Origin of the sequence: Deinococcus aquiradiocola (assembly GCF_014646915.1) — a bacterium.
Taxonomy (GTDB): Bacteria; Deinococcota; Deinococci; order Deinococcales; family Deinococcaceae; genus Deinococcus; species Deinococcus aquiradiocola.
On the sequence record NZ_BMOE01000001.1, the window covers coordinates 659,233 to 677,876 of the forward strand.

Below are 18,644 nucleotides of genomic sequence, written 5' to 3' on the forward strand. Positions count from 1 at the left end.
TTCCCATGACGCACCATGAACAGCCGTCCGACCGTCTCGACACCCTGATCCGCTCCGTCCTGCCCGCCGACCGGGCCGCGATGAGCGCGGCGCGCGAACGTCAGGGCCAGCTCACCAAACCGCCCGGCGCGCTCGGCCTGCTGGAAGACCTGAGCGTCCGGCTGGCAGGCGTGTTCGGCACGCCCCGGCCTCACCCGGCGGGGTCGGCCGTGATCGTCGCGGCGGGCGACCACGGCGTCGTCGCGGAGGGCGTGAGCGCCTTCCCGCCGGAAGTGACGCCCGCCATGGTGGCGAACTTCCTGGCGGTCACCCCGGCCGGGCCGGGCGGCGCGGCCGTGAACGCCATCGCGCGCACAGTGGGCACGCGCGTGTACGTGGCGGACGTGGGCGTGAACGCCGACCTGCCGGACCACCCGGCGCTCGTGCAGGCCAAGGTGCGGCGCGGCACGCGCAACCTGCGCGCCGAGAGCGCCCTGACGCGGGACGAGGTGACGCGGGCCGTGCTGGCGGGCGCGGACCTCGCGCGGGTCGCGGTGCAGGACGGCGCGGACCTGATCGTGCCGGGCGAGATGGGCATCGGGAACACCACGCCCGCCGCGGCCGTCACGGCGCGCATGCTGGGCCTGGACGCGCGGGACGTGACAGGGCGCGGCACGGGCGTGGACGACGCGACACTCACGCACAAGGCAGGGGTCGTGACGGACGCCCTCGCACGCGGCGCGAGCAGCGCGCAGGACCCGCTGGGCGTCATGGCGGACCTCGGCGGGCTGGAGCTGGCGTTCATGCTGGGCGTGATGCTGCAGGCGGCCGCCCTGCGGCGTGCCGTGGTGCTGGACGGCTTCGTGGAGGGCAGCGCGGCCCTGGTGGGCGTGGCACTCGCCCCGAACCTCGCGGACTACCTGTTCCCGGCAGGCGTGTGCGCCGAACGCGGGCACGCCGCACAGCTCGCGCACCTGCAGCTCACGCCGATGTTCGACCTGGGCCTGCGGCTCGGTGAGGGGACAGGCGGGGTGCTGGCCGTCCCGCTGCTCCTGAGTGCCGCTGCGACCCTGCGCGACATGCAGACCTTCGCGGAGGCGGGCGTGCCGGGCAGCGAGACGCAAGACAGGAGTTAAGCGCCGGAAATACGGCTTCCGTCCGGTCCATCATGACCCCGCGAGGCCCAGGACAGCAGGCAGCGCCGCCCAGGCTTCGGGGCGGCGCTGCTGTGTTCTGGACGGGAACGTGCGGGGTGCGGCCGATCAAGTCAGGGACCGACCGGCGTGCGGTTCAGACGGTGTTGACCGTGACCGGCGCAGTTCCGCAGGAGAGGACGCCTGCCCGCTTCCATCTCCTCCAGAGCGGAGGTGTTGGTGCTCGCAGCCGGGCGGCGGCTTCGCGTTCCGCTCGGCTGAACTCCAGGCGTTCAGCCTGGTCTGGTCTCAGACGCTTCTGAGGGTGAGGTCCTGCATCATGCGGCCCACGGCGTCCAGTTCGTCCTGCACGATGGTGTGCGGCATGCCGGGGTACACGCGGGCGTCCACCCTGGCGCCGAGGTCGGCGAGGAGGGCAGCGCTTTCCTCGAAGCGGGCGTGGGGGATGTGCGCGTCGCGGTCGCTGTTGCCCATGAAGATGGGGGTGCCGTCCAGGTCGCCCTGGTGCTGGAGGGTGATGAGGCCGCCGCTGAGGAGGGCGACGCCGCCGTAGCGTTTCGGGTGGCGGGCGACGTACTCGCTGACGAGGCACGCGCCCTGCGAGAAGCCGCCGAGGATGACGCGGTCGGCGCTGATGCCGGTCTCGGCGAGTTCGTGCATCAGGCCGTCGAGGCGGGCGAGGGCCTGGTCGAGGTACGGCTGGTTCTGCTGGACGGGCGCGAGGAAGCTCTGCGGGTACCAGGTGTTGCCGGTCGCCTGCGGGGCGAGGTAGGCGTACGCGGACTGGTTCCACTGTTCGCTGAGGGTGAGGATGTCGGCGGCGGTCCCGCCGCGTCCGTGCACGAGGATCATGGCGACGCGGGCGTCCGTGAGGGCGCGTCCGGCGTGGAGGGTGTTGTCGTTGCGGGTGGCGGCGGCAGTGGTGGCCTGGCCGCTGGTGCCGCCGCCGATCTCGACGCCGTACTCGCGGTTCACGATGCGCGGCACGCGGCGTTCGATGTCGGCGCGCCGGTTCTCGAACCATGCGGGGAGTTTGAGGCTGCTGCCGAGGCGTTCGACGGGTTCGTCGTCGGGGAAGCCGGGGGCGTCGGTGGCGATCTCGAAGAGGACGCCGTTCGGTTCGCGGAAGTAGATGCTGTGGAAGTACTGGCGGTCCTGGACGGGCGTGGCGCCGTACCCGGCAGCGCGCAGCTGCGTGAGGTATTCGGCCTGTTCGGTGTCGTCGACGGTACGCAGGGCGACGTGGTGGATGCTGCCCGCGCCGAAGCTGCCGCGCGGCTGGCCTTTGCGTTCGACGGCGTCCACGTAGAGGCCCACGCCGTCCCCGGCGCCCTGGTAGCGGTGGCGGACGCCGCCCACGTCGGCGGTGAGTTCGTCGTTCTCGCTGCCGACGGCGCGGAAGCCGAGCTGGCCGACGAGCAGGTCGTGGATCGGCTGGTGGTCGTTCACCCAGAGGGTCACGCTGTGGAAGCCGTGCAGGGCGTGTTCATGTGGGACGGTGGCGTCCGGCCAGGGGTGGGGGACCTGCATGCCGTCGTCGCCGACGAGTTCGATCCAGGTGCCGTCGGGGTCTTCGAGGTTGAGGACGGTCTGGCCGAAGCGGGTGGTCTGCGTGACCTTGAAGCCGTCCTGGGTGAGGCGGTCCTGCCAGTACGGGAGGCTGTGGCTGGGGGCGCTGTAGGCGGTGGCGACGGCTTCGCCGTTGCCGCGCACGCCGCGTTTGGCGCCCTGCCAGGGGAAGTGGGTCATGACGGTGCCGGGGCTGCCGACGTGGTCGCCGTAGTAGAGGTGGTAGGTGCCGGGGTCGTCGAAGTTGACGGTGACCTTGACCATGCGCTGGCCGAGCAGGACGCTGTAGAAGTCGACGTTGCGCTGGGCGTCGGCGGCCATCACGGTCACGTGGTGCAGGCCTTGAACGGGGTTCTTCATACGCACAGTAAACCTCTTGATGTTAAACTATATTGTAGACCGAGACACCTTGTGAAGCCTCTTCATCCTTCCGCCTGCAGCGACAGCCCCAGCTTCTTGCTCAGCGCCGCCAGCTGCGTCAGCTCCTCCTGCGTCAGGGCCGAGAACACGCCCAGCACGTTCTGCACGTGACGCGGCATCAGCATCCCGATCAATTCCTTGCCCTTCTCGGTGAGCGACACCGTCATCACGCGCCGGTCCCGCAGGTCGCGCTCGCGGCCCACCAGCCCGTCCCGCTCCAGATTGTCGATCACCATCGTCAGGTTCCCGCTCGACCGCAGGATCTTGTCGGCCAGCTGCCGCTGACTGAGCGGCCCCAGATGATGCAGGGCCTCCAGCACCCCGAACTGACTGATCGTGAGACTGTGGGCCGCCAGATGCCTGTTGGCCCTGTTTTCCATCGCGTGCGCCGCACGCCAGACCTTGATGTAGGCGTCCAGCGCCGCCCGTTCCTCGGCAGAGCCGCTGTACCGTGTCGACATATGCTGTTCATCTTAAAGACTTCATTGTGAAAGACAAGATGAAGACGCCTGCCTCCCCACCAGCCGCGCCTGTCCAACCCTGCTGACGTTCCGCCGCACCTCACGGGCGTAAAGTGTCCCCATGACGCAAACTCCCGAACCCCAGACGGCAGGCCAGCACGAAGCTCAGTCCGACATCGGCGTGGTCGGCCTCGCCGTGATGGGCGAGAACCTCATCCTGAACATGGCCAGCAAGGGCTTCACCGTCTCCGCCTTCAACCGCACCGTCAGCAAGGTCACGGACTTCGTGGAAGGCCGCGCCAGAGGCCAGAGCATCGTCGGCGCCTACGACCTCCCCGAACTCGTCTCGCAGCTCAAGAAGCCCCGCAAGGTCATGCTGATGGTCAAGGCCGGACCCGCCGTCGACAGCTTCATCGAGGCGCTCGTCCCGCTCCTCGAACCCGGCGACATCATCATCGACGGCGGCAACACCCACTTCCCCGACACCGTGCGCCGTGAGGCCGCCCTGCGCGAGAAGGGCCTGCTGTTCATCGGAACCGGCGTGTCCGGCGGCGAGGAAGGCGCCCTCACCGGCCCCAGCATCATGCCCGGCGGCAGTGCCGAAGCGTGGCCGGCCGTGAAACCCATCTTCCAGGGCATCGCCGCCAAGGTCGCGGACGGCACCCCCTGCTGCGACTGGGTCGGCGAGGGCGGCGCGGGCCACTTCGTCAAGATGGTCCACAACGGCATCGAGTACGCCGACATGCAGATGATCGCCGAGAGCTACAGCCTCCTGCACGGCACGCTCGGCCTCACGCCCCCCGAGATCGGGCACATCTTCGAGGACTGGAACAAGGGCGAGCTGAACAGCTACCTCATCGAGATCACCGCCGACATCCTCAGCAAACAGGACGACGAGACCGGCCAGCCGCTCGTGGACCTCATCCTCGACACCGCCGGGCAGAAAGGCACCGGCAAGTGGACCTCCACCACCGCGCTCGACGTCGGCTCTCCCGCCGCCACCATCACCGAAGCCGTGTACGCCCGCGCCATCAGCGCCCTCAAGGAAGAACGCGTGGCCGCCAGCAAGGTCCTGAACGGACCCGCCACGCAGCCCACCCCGAATAAAGAGGAATTCGTCGAACAGGTCCGCAAGGCCCTGTACGCCTCCAAGATCGCCGCGTACGCCCAGGGCTTCCAGCTCATGAAGCTCGCCGCGGCCGAGAACGGCTGGACGCTCGACTTCGGCAGCATCGCCATGATGTGGCGCGGCGGCTGCATCATCCGCGCCGCGTTCCTCGACGACATCAAGGCCGCGTACGACGCGCAGGCTGACCTGGGCAACCTGCTCCTCGCCCCGTATTTCGCGGGCATCATGGACAGCCACCAGGCCGCGTGGCGTCAGGTCGTCGCGACCGCCGTCCTGGGCGGCGTGTGGGTGCCCGCCTTCAGCAGCGCCCTCGCGTACTACGACGGGTACCGCAGCGAGCGCCTGCCCGCCAACATCCTGCAGGCGCAGCGCGACTACTTCGGCGCGCACACCTACGAACGCACCGACCGCCCGCGCGGCGAGTTCTTCCACACCAACTGGACCGGGCGCGGCGGCACCACCGCCAGCAGCACCTACAACGCCTGATCGCCACGTTGCCGTAACACCATCCAGAGCGAGCGCCCCCGGACCTGAATCCGGGGGCGCTCGCCTGTTCACTGCCGGGCCTGACTGTCCTGCACGGCCCCTGGTCTGTTCACTTCTTCGGCTGCCACTTCTTCCGGCCGCTGCCGGTGGCGTCAGTCCCTTCCGGGGGCTGCGGGGCCGTGGGGACCGCCGGGATCACCTCCTGCGGCGCGGCCTGGGCCTCGGGCGGCGCGCTGCTGGACGTGACCTGGGGTTCGGCGGGCGCGGTGGGAAGCGTGGTCTTCCCTGCCCACCTGGGCCGCCCGGTCGCTCCGGTGGCGGCGGGTTGGGGGGGCAGCCCGGCCTGCGCCTCGGCCGCTCCCGCCTGAGGCTGAGCCGTCTCGGCCTGCATCGCCGGGACGGGTGCGGGCGTCACGGGGGCGTCCGGCGTGGCGGGCGCAGCGGTCCTGGGGGTCCACTTGCGGCGCTCTCCGGCCGGGACTTCGGACGGACCGGCGGTGCTGGCGACCACCTCGGGCGGCGTCACCGGGGCCACGTCCGGGGTGGCGACCGGGGCCGGGGCGGCACTGACCGGCTGGGCATCGGCGGCAGGCGCGGCCGCCTTCGCTCCGCCCCACTTGGGACGGGCTGCTGCTGCCGGCTCAGCGGCAGGCGCAGGCACCACGTCCGCCTGGGCGGCTCCCGCTGCGGCCGGTGCGGCCTCGGCCTGAGGGGCGGGGGCAGCGGAAGCGGCCTTCGCGCCCCACTTCGGGCGGGCGGGCGCGGCGTCCGGTGTGCCGGTGACGGCCGCGCTGGCAGGAGCGGGGCCGGCCGCCGGGGCAGCAGGCGTGGCGGGAGCGGTGGTGGAAGGCGTGGCTTTCGCCGCGCCCCACTTGGGCCGCGCTGGCGCTGCGGGCTGTGCAGCTGCATCCTGGGCTGCCACGTTCTGGGCCGTCGGGGCCGCAGGGGCCGGGCTGGCGGGCAGGTCGGCGGGCGTCACGGGTGCGGCGCTCACGTCGTCACCGCCCTTCGGCTTCCACGCCTTGCGCGCTGGTCCCTCGGCTGGGGTGGGGGCCGGGGCTGCCGCGTCCTGCGCGGGAGCGGGGGTCACGTCGTCCGCGCCCGCTTTCGGCTTCCAGGCCCTGCGGGCCGCAACGTCCGCCGGGGCGGCCTGGGCGGTGGGCGGCGTGGCGGGCTGGGCGTTGATGACCTCAGCGGCCGTTTCGCCCACCACGAGGGGTTCGGGGGCGTTCAGAACGCCGTGACCGTCGGCGGTGGGCAGGGTGGCGGTGGGGGCGCTCACCACTTCCGGCTGCTGCAGCGGGGTCGCGCCAGGGAGCGGGCCGGTCGGCTGGACGCTCACGTCGCCGCCGCTGCGCCTGGTGACGCCTTCGAGCAGCAGTTCCGCCACGTCCTTCACCACGATGTCGTCGCGGCTCTGCTTGGCGGGCGAGCTGTTGATCATGGCCTTGCAGAAGGGGCAGCCGACCGCGACGACCTGCGCGCGGCCCTCGGCGTGCGCCTGCGCGTTGTGGCTGGCGGCGTCCAGGCGGGCCTGGATCTCGTTGAAGCGGTTGTCGGAGATGCGGCCGTCGCCTTCCTCCTCCTCCTTCCAGAACTGCGCGCCGCCCGCGCCGCAGCAGAAGCTGTTCTCGCGGCTGCGTTCCAGTTCGAGGATCTCCACGCCGAGCGACTCGATGACGTGGCGCGGCGCGTCGTACACGCCGTTGTGCCGCCCGAGGTAGCAGGGGTCGTGGTACGTGACGTCGGCGTCCAGCGGGGCCGTCTCCAGCTTGCCGGTGGCGATGAGGCGTTCGAGGTACTCGGTGTGGTGGATGGTTTCGTAGTTCCCGCCGAGCTGCCGGTACTCGTGTCCGATGGCGTTCATGCAGTGTGGGCAGGTCGCGACGATCAGTTTCGGGTTGACGCTGTTGAGGGTGGCGACGTTCTCCTCGGCGAGGCTCTGGTACAGGAATTCGTTGCCGGCGCGGCGGGCGCTGTCGCCGGTGCAGGCTTCCTTCTTGCCGAGCACGGCGTAGTTCACGCCTGCCCGGTCGAGCAGCTGCACGAAGCTGCGCGCGACCTTCTGCGCGCCGGGGTCGTACGCGGCGGCGCAGCCGACCCAGTAGATGACGTCCGGGGTGGGGTTCTCGTCGATGGTGGGGACGCGCAGGCCCTCCGCCCATTCGAGGCGCTTGTCGCGGCTGATGCCCCATGGGTTGCTGGCGCGCTCCATGCCGCGGAACGCGGTCTGCAGCTGCGGCGGGAACTCGCCCTGCACCATCACGAGGTTGCGGCGGATGTCGATGATGTCGAGCATCTGTTCGTCCTGCACCGGGCAGACCTGCATGCACGCGCCGCAGGTGGTGCAGCCCCACACGGCCTCGGGGCTGATCGCGAATTCCAGCAGGGGGCGGGCGGTGGCGTCACCCTGCTCGAAGCTGGAGGTGCGGAGCGTGAAGGGGCTGGCGTGCGCGGAGATGACGTTCAGCTCCATGCGTTTGTTGATTTCGAGCGCGGCGGGGCTGAGGGCCTTGCCGGTGGCGTTGGCGGGGCAGACGTCCTGGCAGCGGTTGCACTGGATGCAGGCGTACGCGTCGAGCATGCGGGGCCATTCGAGGTCTTCGAGCTTCTCCGCGCCGAGGCGGGGCTCGTCGGACTCCATGGCGGCCGCGAGGTTCGGCATGGGCGGCAGGACGCCGCTGCCGACGGGGCGCTTCAGGAAGTAGTTGACGGGCGCCATGAAGATGTGGATGTGTTTGGTGTACGGGAAGTACGCGAGGAACGCGAGGACGCTGCCGAGCGCGCCCCAGTACCCGAAGACGCGCCAGCCGTACAGGGCCTGTTCGCTCGCGCCACTGAAGAGCAGGCGGGCGACGGCGCCGGTGAGCGGCTGCCACGCGTCCCAGTGCCCGTCGATGCGGTGTTCGGTGGCGAGTTTCGCGGCCTGTCCGACGATGCGGCTGCCGACGTGGAAGGTGATGAAGCTGCTGACGATGGCGCTGTCGCGCACGATGTAGCGCTGTTTGATGTTCTCGTGCAGCAGGGTCTTCTGGTTGAACTGGAAGTCGCGTTTCTGCGGGCTGACGTAGCGGCGGAACACGAGGCTGATCACGCCGAGCAGCACGCCGAAGCTGAGGAGGTCCGCGAGGAGGTTGTAAAGGGCGCCGACGGGGTTGCTGCTGCGGATGCTGAACTCGATGTACCCTTCGAGGCCGTCGACGACGTTCACGAGCAGGTAGTACACGAAGCCGTAGAAGATGAAGCTGTGCAGGACGCTGATGGTGCTGCGGCGGCGGAAGGTGCGTTCCTGGGTGAGGGTGACGCGCAGGGCGTACAGCAGGCGGGCGCCGAGCTGGTCGGCGCGGACTTCGGTGGCGCGGCCGCCGCGGCGCACGCGCAGGTAGAGGCGGTAGAAGCCCCACAGGCCCAGTCCGCCGAAGATCAGGGCGAACAGGAAGAACAGGAGTTTGGATGCGAGCGGCAACAAGGTGTCCTCCGGGTGGCCGGGTGCGGTCCGGCCAGGAAAGCGGGAATATTGAACTTGGTCCAAGTATAACGGCCCTGGCCACCGGACGTGCAGGGCGGAACGAGGCGCAGCGGACAGCCCGGACGGAAGTGCAGTGGCGGGCCGGAGCGGCGGGACGACGGGTCAGCTGCATGCTACTCCATGCCCGCACGTGCACCCGGACCCCCGCAGTCCAGCAGGAAACGCCCACCTGCCGGGAAGGCAGATGGGCGCGCGTCCCTCGGCAGGAACAGCTCAGTCCATGGCAGTGGCGAGGACCGGTTCGGGCTGCACGGCGCTCGCACCGATGGCCCGCAGGCGCTCCGCGAAGCGCTCGTAGCCACGGTTGATGTACACCATGCCGTCGATGGTCGTCTCGCCCTCGGCGGCCAGGGCGGCCACCACGAGCGCCGCACCCGCGCGGATGTCGGCGGCCTTGACGGGCGCGCCGTGCAGGGGGGCGCCCTGGATGGTCTGGGTGTGGCCGCTCACCTTGATGTTCGCGCCCATGCGGTGCAGTTCCACGACGTGCGTGAGGCGGTCGGTGTACACGCCGTCCGTGACGACGCTGGTGCCGGGCACCGTGGCGAGCAGCGCGCTCATCTGCGGCTGGATGTCGGTCGGGAAGCCGGGGAAGGAGCCGGTGGTGATGTCGGTGGGGAGCAGCACGCCGCTGGTGGCGTTGACGGACAGGGTGTCGTCCGTTTCGAGGATGCTGACGCCCATCTCGGTGAGTTTCATGCTGAGGGCGCGCATGTGGTCGGGGCGCACGCCGGTCAGGGTGAGGTGGCTGCGGGTGGCGGCCGCCGCGATCATCAGGGTGCCCGCCTCGATGCGGTCGGGGATGACGGTGTACTCGCCGCCGCGCAGGGAGGCCACGCCGGTCACGACGAGGGTGTGGGTGCCCGCACCTTCGATGTTCGCGCCGAGGCTGTTGAGGAAGCCGATCATGTCGACGACGTCGGTGTCGATGCTGGCGTTCTCGAGCACGACCTGTCCGGTGCCGAGCACGGCGGCCAGGATGGCGTTCTGGGTGGCGCCGACGGTCAGCATCTCGAAGACGTAGCGGCCGCCGAGGGGCGCGACGCGGCGCGCCTCGAAGTTCCCGCCTTCCTCGTCGAGGTCCACGCCGAGTGCGCGGAAGGCCTTGACGTGCTGGTCGACGGGGCGGTGACCGAAGGCGCAGCCGCCGGGCATGCTGACGGTCGCTTCGCCCGCGCGGGACAGCAGGGCGCCCATCACGATGAAGCTGGCGCGCATCTTGGACACGAGCGAGTAGGGCGTCTCGGTGTTCAGGATGTCGGGGGTGTGCAGGGTGAGGGTGTTGGGTCCCTCCCAGGTGTGGCGCGTGCCGAGGTGCGTCACGATGTCCAGGATCGTGTAGATGTCCGACAGGCGCGGAATGCCGTGCAGGCGGACGGGTTCGCGGCTCAGCAGGCTGGCCACGATGATGGGGAGCGCGGCGTTTTTGCTGGGTTGGACAGCGTATTCGCCTTTCAGGGTGCGGCCGCCGACGATCTGCATGGGGGTGAGCTGGAGCATGGGAGGGGTTCCTTTTGACGGCAGGTTTTCTCTGAAACTGGCCGGAATGATCATAAGAGAAGATGAAGAGGGGGGCAAGGCTGGGTCGCGTGTGGCCGCAGGCATTTTTTCCTCCCGCATCTTACACACTATACTCAGGTGCGTCTAGTGAGCGGTGGGGTGCGCATGCTACGCTTGAGCCAGCTGCGCCGCAGACGCCCGGCGGGCCGGAGCGGGTAAAGCGGGACCGCCCGAATCCGCCCGTCCGGCCCGCTTGAGGGCACCGTTTGCGCGTGATAGCCTGATGAGAAGTCATTAAACCACCATGCCCACCCATTCGCCCCCGCTCCGTCCAGCCACGCCGCCACCCCCAGGGTGCCGGACCGCCAGGAGCCGGGCCTGGACCCGGAGTGCTGGTCCCTTCAGTCCAAGAGGTCAGGAATGCCCAAGAAGGAACGTAAACGCCTGCAGGTGGTCATCAGCGAGGAGCAGGACGCGCTGCTGACCCGCACTGCCTACGAACTGTCCAGCCCCGAACGCCTCATCTCCAAGAGCGAGGTCGTACGCCTCGCCATCGAGAAGATCGCCCGCGAGATGGGCGAGGACATCCACCTCGACGAACTCCGCTCGCTGCTCGACGACGAGAACGTCAGCGAAGACGCCTGACCCCTCGCTGCACGCCCCCCCGGCCACGGGTGGACCCTCAGACGGTCCACCCGTTCGCCTTGCCTGCCCGCCCGGAGAAGCCATGACGCTCACCCCGCCGCACACCCCACGCCCCGCATGACACGGCACGAGCCGGTAGACTGGAACGCGATGAACGGCGAGACGGGCTTGGTCGGGTCACTGCTGGCCGCGCGGTACGAGGTCGGCGAGGTGCTCGGCGAGGGCGGCAGCGCCCGCGTGTACCGCGCCCACGACCGGTACCTCGACCGCGACGTGGCCGTCAAGGTCGTGCACGAACACCTCTCGCCGCAGGACCGGCAGCGGTTCCTGCGCGAGATCCGCACGCTCGCGCGCCTCAACCACCCCGGCATCGTCACCGTGTACGACCTCGGCGAGCAGGACGGCCAGCCGTACTTCACGATGCCGCTCCTGCAGGGCGGCCCCCTGACGGTCCTCGGCCCGCTGGAGGACGACCCCGCCCAGCTCGGCCGCTACCTCACGGCCGCCGCGTTCGTGGCGCGCGCCCTGCACCACGTGCACGCCTCCGGCCTGATTCACCGGGACCTGACGCCCGGCAACATCCTGCTCGATCAGAGCGGCAACCCGCGCATCATGGACTTCGGCCTCGTGGCGCTCAGCGACTTCTCGCGGCACCTCACGCGCAGCGGCGTCACGCTCGGCACGCCGCAGTACATGGCGCCCGAACAGGCGCGCGGCAGCGGCGTCGGCCCGGCCAGCGACCTGTACGCGCTCGGCGCGGTGCTGTACCGCGTCGCGTGCGGCTCTCCCCCCTTCGTGGGCGACAGCGACCAGAGCATCCTGTACCAGCACGTGTACGACCTGCCGCCCGACCCGCGCGACCTGAACCCGGCCGTGCCGGACGGACTCGCGCAGGTGCTGCTGGGCCTGCTCGCCAAGAAACCCGAGGACCGCCCCCTGAACGGCGAGGCGCTCGCCGCCCGGCTGGGCCTCGCGCGGCGCGACGCGTGGACGGTCGCCGGACGCAGCCAGTACCGGGGCGGGCGCGGCCGCAGCGGCGAGCAGCTCGACGGGCCGCTCGACGCGACGCGCCTGCAGGAGGTGTGGAGCACCCGCCTGCCCGGCGAGGTGACGTGGCCGTCCGCGGTGCTCGGGCAGAGCACGCACCTCGCGGTCGGCACGCGCAGCGGCCAGCTGTGCCTCGTGTCGGGCAGCGGCACCCTGCAGCACCAGCTTCAGGCAGGAGACGAGGTGACGGCCCCACCCACCTTCCACCGCGAGAGCGTGCTGTACGGCGCGTGGGACGGCCTGCTGCGCCGCGCGCGCCTCGACGGGCGGCCGCTGTGGTCGCACCGCACGCGCGCCGAGATCACGGGCGCGCCCACCGTGTGGGGCAACCTCGTGCTCACCTCGTCCCGCGACGGGCACCTGCACGCCGTGCACCTCGAAACGGGCGAACTGCAGTGGGCGTACCGCGCGGCCGGGCCGGTCGCGGCGAGCCCGCTCGTGTGGGGCGGCGCGGCCATCGTCGCGGACGAGGAAGGCTGGGTGCACGCCCTCGACGCGAGCACCGGCGTGCAGCTGTGGCGCGTGCAGCTGCAGACGGTGCACGCCACGCCCGCCCTCGCGCCGCTCGGCCCACGTGAGGCGGCACTGCTCGTCGCGTGCTGGCCCGGCGAGGTGCACGCCCTGCACCTCGGCATCCAGAACGGGCACGCGCGCACCCTGCCGGAACCGCTGCTGTGGACGTACGACATGGAAGACGAACTGTGGGCCGCGCCCGCCGTGTCCGGCAGCACCGTCGTCGTGGCCGGGTGGGGCGGCCGCGTGCGCGCCCTGAGCCTGCGCGGCGGCGACGACCTGTGGGAACGGCAGCTGGGCGGGCGCATCACCGCCAGTCCCGTCATCGCGGGCGGGCAGGTGTACCTCGCGACGGAGGACGGCGAACTGTGCGTGCTGTCGCTCAAGTCGGGCCGCGTCATCTGGGAGACGCGCGTCCCGGTCGGCATTCAGGCGACGCCGCTCGTCAGTGGGGGCGCGCTGTACGTGGCGTTCATGGACGGCACCCTCAAGGCGTACCGCTCGCTCGACGAACGCTGAGCCCCGCACGCACGCCCCCGGATCTTGAGGCAACCTGAACGTACGCCCGCAAGTTACCGAACCCTCAGCAACACCATGCACCGGAGGCGTACAGTGACGTTACCCGCGTACCGAAGTGACCCCGCAGCACGAAGTCACCGAAGGACGCACACAGGAGGAAACACCATGCCCAACCTCGGCTTTCCCGAAATCATGATCATTCTGGTGGTGGCGCTGCTGGTCTTCGGACCGAAGAAACTGCCGGACCTGGGCCGCAGCCTCGGCAACGGCATCCGCGAGTTCCGCAAGGGCACCCAGGGCCTCAAGGACGAACTCGAAGGCAGCCTCAAGGACACGCCCGCCCAGCCCGCCGCGCCCACCCCCACCATTGCCGCCCCCACCGTGATGGCGTCCCAGGCGGCCGTCATGCCGTCCGCGCCCGTCACGCGCGTCGTGGAACTCGGCAAGAGCGAACAGCGCGACGCCTGAACCTGCACGCAGCCGTCACCTGCAGTCACCCGCGCCCCGGCCCTCCAGCCGGGGCGTTCCGCTGCCGCATCCCGGCCCCACCGGCACGGCGGGAACGGAGGCCGGGGCGGGGCACGGACGCGGCACGTATACGCCCGCTTTACCGCGACCCCTACAATGACCGCAGATGCCTCTCTCCAGCTACATCGACCCCGAGTACCTGCTCAAGACCTTCTCGTATGTGGGCCTGACCGGCATCCTCTTCGCGGAGACCGGCCTGCTGCTCGGCTTCTTCCTGCCGGGCGACAGCCTGCTCATCACGGCAGGCATCTTCGCGGCGCGCGGCGACCTGAACCTCGGACTGCTGATGCTGCTCGGCACGCTCGCCGCCTTCGTGGGCAACACCTGCGGGTACCTGATCGGGCGGCGTTTCGGGCCGCTCGTGTTCAGCCGCGTGCGCTTCCTGAAACCCGAGTACGTCGAGCAGGCCCGCGAGTACTTCGCGCAGCATGGAAACCAGACGCTGGTCCTGTCGCGCTTCGTGCCCGTCATCCGGACCATCGTGCCGACACTCGCCGGGACGGTCAACCTCGACTTCCGGCTGTTCAGCCTGTACAACGCGGCGGGCGCGGTCCTGTGGGGCGGCGGCGTCACGCTCGCCGGGTACCTGCTCGGCAAGGTCATCCCCAAGGACGTGCTCGACAAGTACATCCTGCTGATCATCGCGGTGGTGCTCGTCGCGTCGTTTGTGCCGGTCATCCTGGAAGTCCTCAGGCGCCGCCGCGCCTGACGCACCTGCCAGAAGTGCGTCAGGACCCGGCTGGTACAGTGACGGCGTGACCCGCCGCGCCCACCCCGCCCCCGTCTCCCCCGCCCCGGCCCGCCGCTGATGCTCGCCACCGCCCGCAGTGTCGCCCTGATCGGCGTGGACGCCGTGCCCGTCGAGGTGGAAGTGGACGTCTCGCCCGGCCTGCCGTCCTTCATGCTGGTGGGCCTGCCGGACCAGGCGGTCAGCGAGGCGCGCGAACGCGTGCGGGCCGCCGTCCGCAACAGCGGGTACCCGTTCCCGGCGGCGCGCATCACCGTGAACCTCGCGCCCGCCGACCTCCGCAAGGAAGGTCCGATCTACGACCTGCCGATCGCGCTCGGCCTGCTCGCCGCGCAGGACCTGCTGCCCGCGCACGCGCTGAGCGGCGTGATCGCAGCGGGCGAACTGGCGCTCGACGGGTCCCTGCGCGCCATCGGCGGGGCCGTGAACCTGTCGCTGCTCGCGGCCGCAAGCGGCCACGCGGTCCTGCTGCCCGCGCCCAGTGCGGACGAGGCCGCCCTGATCGACGGGGTGACCGTGTACGGCGCCACGAACCTCCGCGCGGCCGTGGAGCACCTGAACGGCACGCGCCTCCTCTTCCCGGCACCCGCACCGACGCCGGAACCGGACGCGGAAGCGCTGCTGGACCTGCTCGACATTCGCGGGCAGACGCAGGCGAAACGCGCGCTGGAAGTCGCCCTGGCGGGCGGCCACAACCTGCTGATGATCGGGTCGCCCGGCAGCGGCAAGACCATGCTCGCGCGGCGTGCGCCCAGCCTCCTGCCGCGCCTCACGCGCGCAGAGGCGCTCGAAGTGACGCGCATCCACAGCGCCGCGGGCATGCTGACGGGCCACGGCGGACTCGTGCAGACGCCGCCCTACCGCGCGCCGCACCACACGGTGTCCGACGCGGGCCTGATCGGGGGCGGCAGCGTCCCCAGGCCCGGCGAGGTGTCGCTCGCGCACCGGGGCGTGCTGTTCCTCGACGAATTCCCGGAATTCAACCGCCGCGCCCTGGAGACGCTGCGGCAACCGCTGGAGGACGGCGAGGTCCTCATCAGCCGCGCGCGCGGCAGCGTCCGCTACCCCGCGCAGTTCCAGCTGGTGGCCGCCATGAACCCGTGCCCATGAGGTCTGCAATCAGAGTGAGTCGTTTGGGGCGTGTGGGACAGCGTGGGTTGGGGCTTCAGTCCCAGTGGTTGTCGATGTGGTCGCCGATCCGTTGGGGGCGCCAGGTCTGAGCTGGCGGTGTTCGGCGGGGTTGAGGTGTTGGAGGGCAGCTGGTGTGGGGCGGCTTCGAGGTCCTGAGCGCCCCCGACCTGTGAAGTCTGCGGTGTTGACGTTGGGCAGATAGGTTTGGGGGGAGTGGGATCCGGTGATGTCGGGGGGGAGGGGCAGCGTGCCTGCCATGGGCTTCTCCCTGACCTGTTGAATGGGACTTTCCCCTGATCTCTACAAGGCCCAGGTGACGTCGGTGCTGCCGTCAGGGCGGACGGTAACGCGGGCGACGAGCTCGTGCGCCAGCGTCTGCCATTCCTGGTCGGTGAGGGTGTCGAGGCGGTCGGCGAGCTGGGCGCTGAGCGCGAGGACGTCCCGGGCGCGGTGTTCGGCGCTGGCCTGCTGACGGGCGGCGTCGCGAAGGGTGGTGAGTTCCAGGGTGAGGCCCTGGAGGCGCGTTTCGATGGCGGCCTGCCGTTCGAGGTACACGCCCTTGTCGAGGTCGCCGCTGAGGTAGAGGTCGAGGAGGCGCGCGCGTTGGTGGGTGGTGTCCTGGGTGGCGCGTTCGGCCTGGGTGATCTGGTTGTCCAGCAGGTCGGGCCGCTGGCCTTCGTGGGCTTTGAGGGCCTCGTCGGGGTTGCTGAGGATGCGGCGGATGCCCTGGCGGATGTGGTCGTCGAGGTCGTGCCCGCGGACGTAGGGGCTGGCGCAGCGTTCGCTTTCGGGGCGGCCGCCGCGGACGGTGCGGCCGGTGCAGCCGTAGTAGTACTCGTTCCGGGGTTTGGCGGCTTTGCTGCCGACGTAGGTGCGGCCGCACGACCCGCACTTGATCAGGCTTTTGAGCATGTAGATGTTCCTGGCGTTCCGGAGGGCGGTGAGGCGGTTGCGGGACAGCATGAGTTGTGCGCGCTCCCAGATTTCGGGCGTCACGATGACGGGGGCGGTGCCGACGACGATGCCGGTGCCTGCCGTGCCGGCGCGGGCGTTGCGTTTCCCGTACTCGGGGAGGCCCTTGTAGACGGGGTTCTTGAGGATGCGCAGCACGCCGCCGGGTCGCCAGTGCGTGACGGTGCTCTTGCCGCGCACGCCGCGCCCGTCGAGCTGGTAGTGGGGCGGGATGCCGAGGGCGGTGAGGCGGTCGCTGATGGTGACGGTGCTGTGGCCTTCGGTGGCGCAGAGGTGGTAGATGAGGCGGACGGCTTCGGCGGCCTGTTCGTCGACGGTGAGGCGTTTGTCGTGGACGCGGTACCCGTAGGGGGTGATGCCGCCGGGCCATTGTCCTTTCTCGATGGCTTTGTGCGTGCCGGATTGGCTGCGGGCGATGAAGGTGTCGCGTTCCCATTCGGCGAAGGCGGTGATGACGCCGAAGGCGACTTTGCCCATGGGGGTGGTGTTGTCGATCATCTGTTCGGTGACGCTTTTGAAGGCGACGCCGGACTGGGTGAAGTCCTCGATGAGTTTGTACGCGAGGCCGGGTTTGCGGGCGAGGCGGTCGAGGCGGTAGACGAGGACGACGTCGATGTCTTTGTTCTGGATGGTGTGGAGGAGGGCGGTGAGGCCGGGGCGGTCTGGGGTGGTGCCGCTCCAGCCGGGGTCGGTGAAGCGGTGCGTGACGGTCCATCCGTGGGCGGCGGCGTGCGCTTCGAGGACGCTGGCCTGGGCGTCCAGGGAGTGGTTGGTGTCCGCCTGCTCGACGGTACTGACGCGGGTGTAGGTGGCGACACGAAGGGTCAAGTGGCTTTCTCCTATCGATGCCTTCATAATTAAGACCGTTAGTTTTTTGACAATACACGCAGCAAATATATTATTTTCGAGACTTGTATTATTGACAATACTACGAGAAAAACCATGGAAGCTATAAATGTTATTAACGACCAGCGATAGCACTCATAAGTATTCTGACCCGTTAAAAGTATGGTTATCAAACCTATGATTCCAAAAAGATATGTTGTCGAAAAAAACTCAGAAATTACATTCAACCAGATCGCCGGCCTAAGTCTTTTTATTTCCATAACGAACGGTCTGTCTTGAATAGTTAACAGAAGAGTCACTGCAGCCAAAAGAAATCCTAGCATTGTGAAAGCAGTACTGCTTAATGTAGCTTGTATGCCTTTATACAGACTATTGGTACTGTCAGGTATAAACCAGGCACATAGAGCAGATACAACAAGGGCTATCCAACCAGCTAACGACCGGTTGTTTAGAAGATGTTCCATTGCGTACCGCCTCCTCCAGTCCCCGATTTAGTGCAATTAGGGATTCTGCTGTCGCAGAAATTCATAATACCCCTTTTCGATCTGGACGTACATATCCGTGGTATCCAGGATCCTGGAGCCAACTGTGACGGAGCTCACATAAAATAGCATCTCTTCTTCGAGCAGGTTTACCCAGTCAGTTCGACGTGCCCCTGAGCTATTGGCTCTAATCCTCGCCTGGGCCCGCTTCACTACTGTGGGGAATTGGTTGAGCAGGCTGATCAACTCTTGTTGAATACCCATACCGATACTGCTAGTTTTACCCCCACTGCCTTTAAATCCAATCTTAAAAGATGCAGGCCCCAACGGGACACTGTCATAAGCTGCCATTATAGTTCCAAGCCCATTTATAGAGTTACCAACTACTCTTCCGAATCCACGTACAACTTCTATCTCAACTTCAGCGATAGCACCATCTATCTGCAATTTATAAAACGAAGCAGCGTCTATTAATGGTGCGATACTTACTTCGTCCAATTCAATAGAAGCCGATGTATTCGCTTTGTCAACAATTAGAGCAGCTAGTTTTGGGTAATGGGGAGCGTGTTGATTTACCTCAAGAACTAGGCGATCCTGGTCGACAAAGTACATAAAATGTGCCGGGTCATATATTCCACTACCAATGGGGATGTTGGCGGGTGATAATTGACCGTTTGTTTCCACAAGTGGCAAAGCGTCGTGCCTGATACTAGCGAACTGACCTTTTACAATACCAGACTGATTTCCATCATCGTCTAACTTGACGGTTATTGCGTTTTGTCCTTCAAATTTATAAGCGTTCGGATTGACATTTCTATCAAAAGGGAGTGAGACTATATGTTGAAATACGTTCAATTTCTCTTGTAGAGACAAAGGTATGGCCTGGGCTGCCGTATTAAACTTGTAGAATTTCAACGAGTAGACCCTTATCTTCCTCTGTACTTTAGCCATTTACTTTTTCTCCTAGCATCTTGATCACAGCTGTT

Annotated in this window: 13 protein-coding genes; 7 read left to right on the forward strand and 6 right to left on the reverse strand. The window is 68.1% G+C overall.

The features are described from left to right. Positions 1–5: 5 nt before the first annotated feature. Complete coding sequence (gene cobT / locus IEY33_RS03050) at positions 6–1,115, forward strand: nicotinate-nucleotide--dimethylbenzimidazole phosphoribosyltransferase (protein ID WP_188960711.1); 1,110 nt, start codon at positions 6–8, stop codon at positions 1,113–1,115. A gap of 306 nt (positions 1,116–1,421) precedes the next feature. On the opposite strand, the gene IEY33_RS03055 is transcribed toward cobT, so the two are convergent. Further along, on the reverse strand, positions 1,422–3,062 hold the full coding sequence (locus IEY33_RS03055; protein WP_188960712.1) for a VOC family protein: 1,641 nt from the start codon (positions 3,060–3,062) through the stop codon (positions 1,422–1,424). Positions 3,063–3,124: 62 nt separating this feature from the next. After that, positions 3,125–3,583, reverse strand: a complete 459-nt coding sequence (locus IEY33_RS03060; RefSeq protein ID WP_188960713.1) for a MarR family winged helix-turn-helix transcriptional regulator — start codon at positions 3,581–3,583, stop codon at positions 3,125–3,127. 121 nt (positions 3,584–3,704) lie between these two features. Here IEY33_RS03060 and gnd point away from each other — a divergent pair, with 121 nt between their 5' ends. Then, positions 3,705–5,198 (forward strand): decarboxylating NADP(+)-dependent phosphogluconate dehydrogenase, encoded by a 1,494-nt coding sequence (gnd, locus tag IEY33_RS03065; protein ID WP_188960714.1) that lies wholly within the window; start codon positions 3,705–3,707, stop codon positions 5,196–5,198. Between the two features lie 109 nt (positions 5,199–5,307). Here gnd and IEY33_RS03070 read toward each other — a convergent pair whose 3' ends face one another. Continuing rightward, complete coding sequence (locus IEY33_RS03070) at positions 5,308–8,667, reverse strand: (Fe-S)-binding protein (protein ID WP_188960715.1); 3,360 nt, start codon at positions 8,665–8,667, stop codon at positions 5,308–5,310. 273 nt (positions 8,668–8,940) lie between these two features. Beyond that, positions 8,941–10,227, reverse strand: a complete 1,287-nt coding sequence (gene murA / locus IEY33_RS03075) for a UDP-N-acetylglucosamine 1-carboxyvinyltransferase (RefSeq protein ID WP_188960716.1) — start codon at positions 10,225–10,227, stop codon at positions 8,941–8,943. Between the two features lie 420 nt (positions 10,228–10,647). Between murA and IEY33_RS03080 the strand changes: the two genes are divergently transcribed. The 5 genes from IEY33_RS03080 to IEY33_RS03100 all read left to right on the forward strand — a co-directional run bounded on the left by IEY33_RS03080 (position 10,648) and on the right by IEY33_RS03100 (position 15,337). Next, positions 10,648–10,872: a transcriptional regulator gene (locus tag IEY33_RS03080; RefSeq protein ID WP_188960717.1), complete on the forward strand. Its 225-nt coding sequence runs from the start codon at positions 10,648–10,650 to the stop codon at positions 10,870–10,872. 150 nt (positions 10,873–11,022) lie between these two features. Continuing rightward, positions 11,023–12,951 carry a serine/threonine-protein kinase gene (locus tag IEY33_RS03085; RefSeq protein WP_188960718.1) on the forward strand — a complete coding sequence of 643 codons (1,929 nt, stop codon included), beginning with the start codon at positions 11,023–11,025 and terminating at the stop codon, positions 12,949–12,951. A 165-nt stretch (positions 12,952–13,116) separates the two neighbouring features. Further along, the gene (locus tag IEY33_RS03090; RefSeq protein ID WP_188960719.1) at positions 13,117–13,419 is read left to right on the forward strand and encodes a Sec-independent protein translocase subunit TatA/TatB; all 303 of its coding nucleotides are present in this window, start codon (positions 13,117–13,119) and stop codon (positions 13,417–13,419) included. A 166-nt stretch (positions 13,420–13,585) separates the two neighbouring features. Further along, positions 13,586–14,188 (forward strand): DedA family protein, encoded by a 603-nt coding sequence (locus IEY33_RS03095; RefSeq protein WP_188960720.1) that lies wholly within the window; start codon positions 13,586–13,588, stop codon positions 14,186–14,188. Between the two features lie 99 nt (positions 14,189–14,287). Then, positions 14,288–15,337, forward strand: a complete 1,050-nt coding sequence (locus IEY33_RS03100; RefSeq protein WP_188960721.1) for a YifB family Mg chelatase-like AAA ATPase — start codon at positions 14,288–14,290, stop codon at positions 15,335–15,337. 321 nt (positions 15,338–15,658) lie between these two features. Here the strand turns inward: IEY33_RS03100 and IEY33_RS03105 are convergent, their stop codons facing one another. Both IEY33_RS03105 and IEY33_RS03110 read right to left on the reverse strand, forming a co-directional pair. Continuing rightward, positions 15,659–17,158 (reverse strand): recombinase family protein, encoded by a 1,500-nt coding sequence (locus tag IEY33_RS03105; protein WP_188960722.1) that lies wholly within the window; start codon positions 17,156–17,158, stop codon positions 15,659–15,661. 518 nt (positions 17,159–17,676) lie between these two features. Then, on the reverse strand, positions 17,677–18,609 hold the full coding sequence (locus tag IEY33_RS03110) for a hypothetical protein (RefSeq protein WP_188960723.1): 933 nt from the start codon (positions 18,607–18,609) through the stop codon (positions 17,677–17,679). Positions 18,610–18,644: the final 35 nt, after the last annotated feature.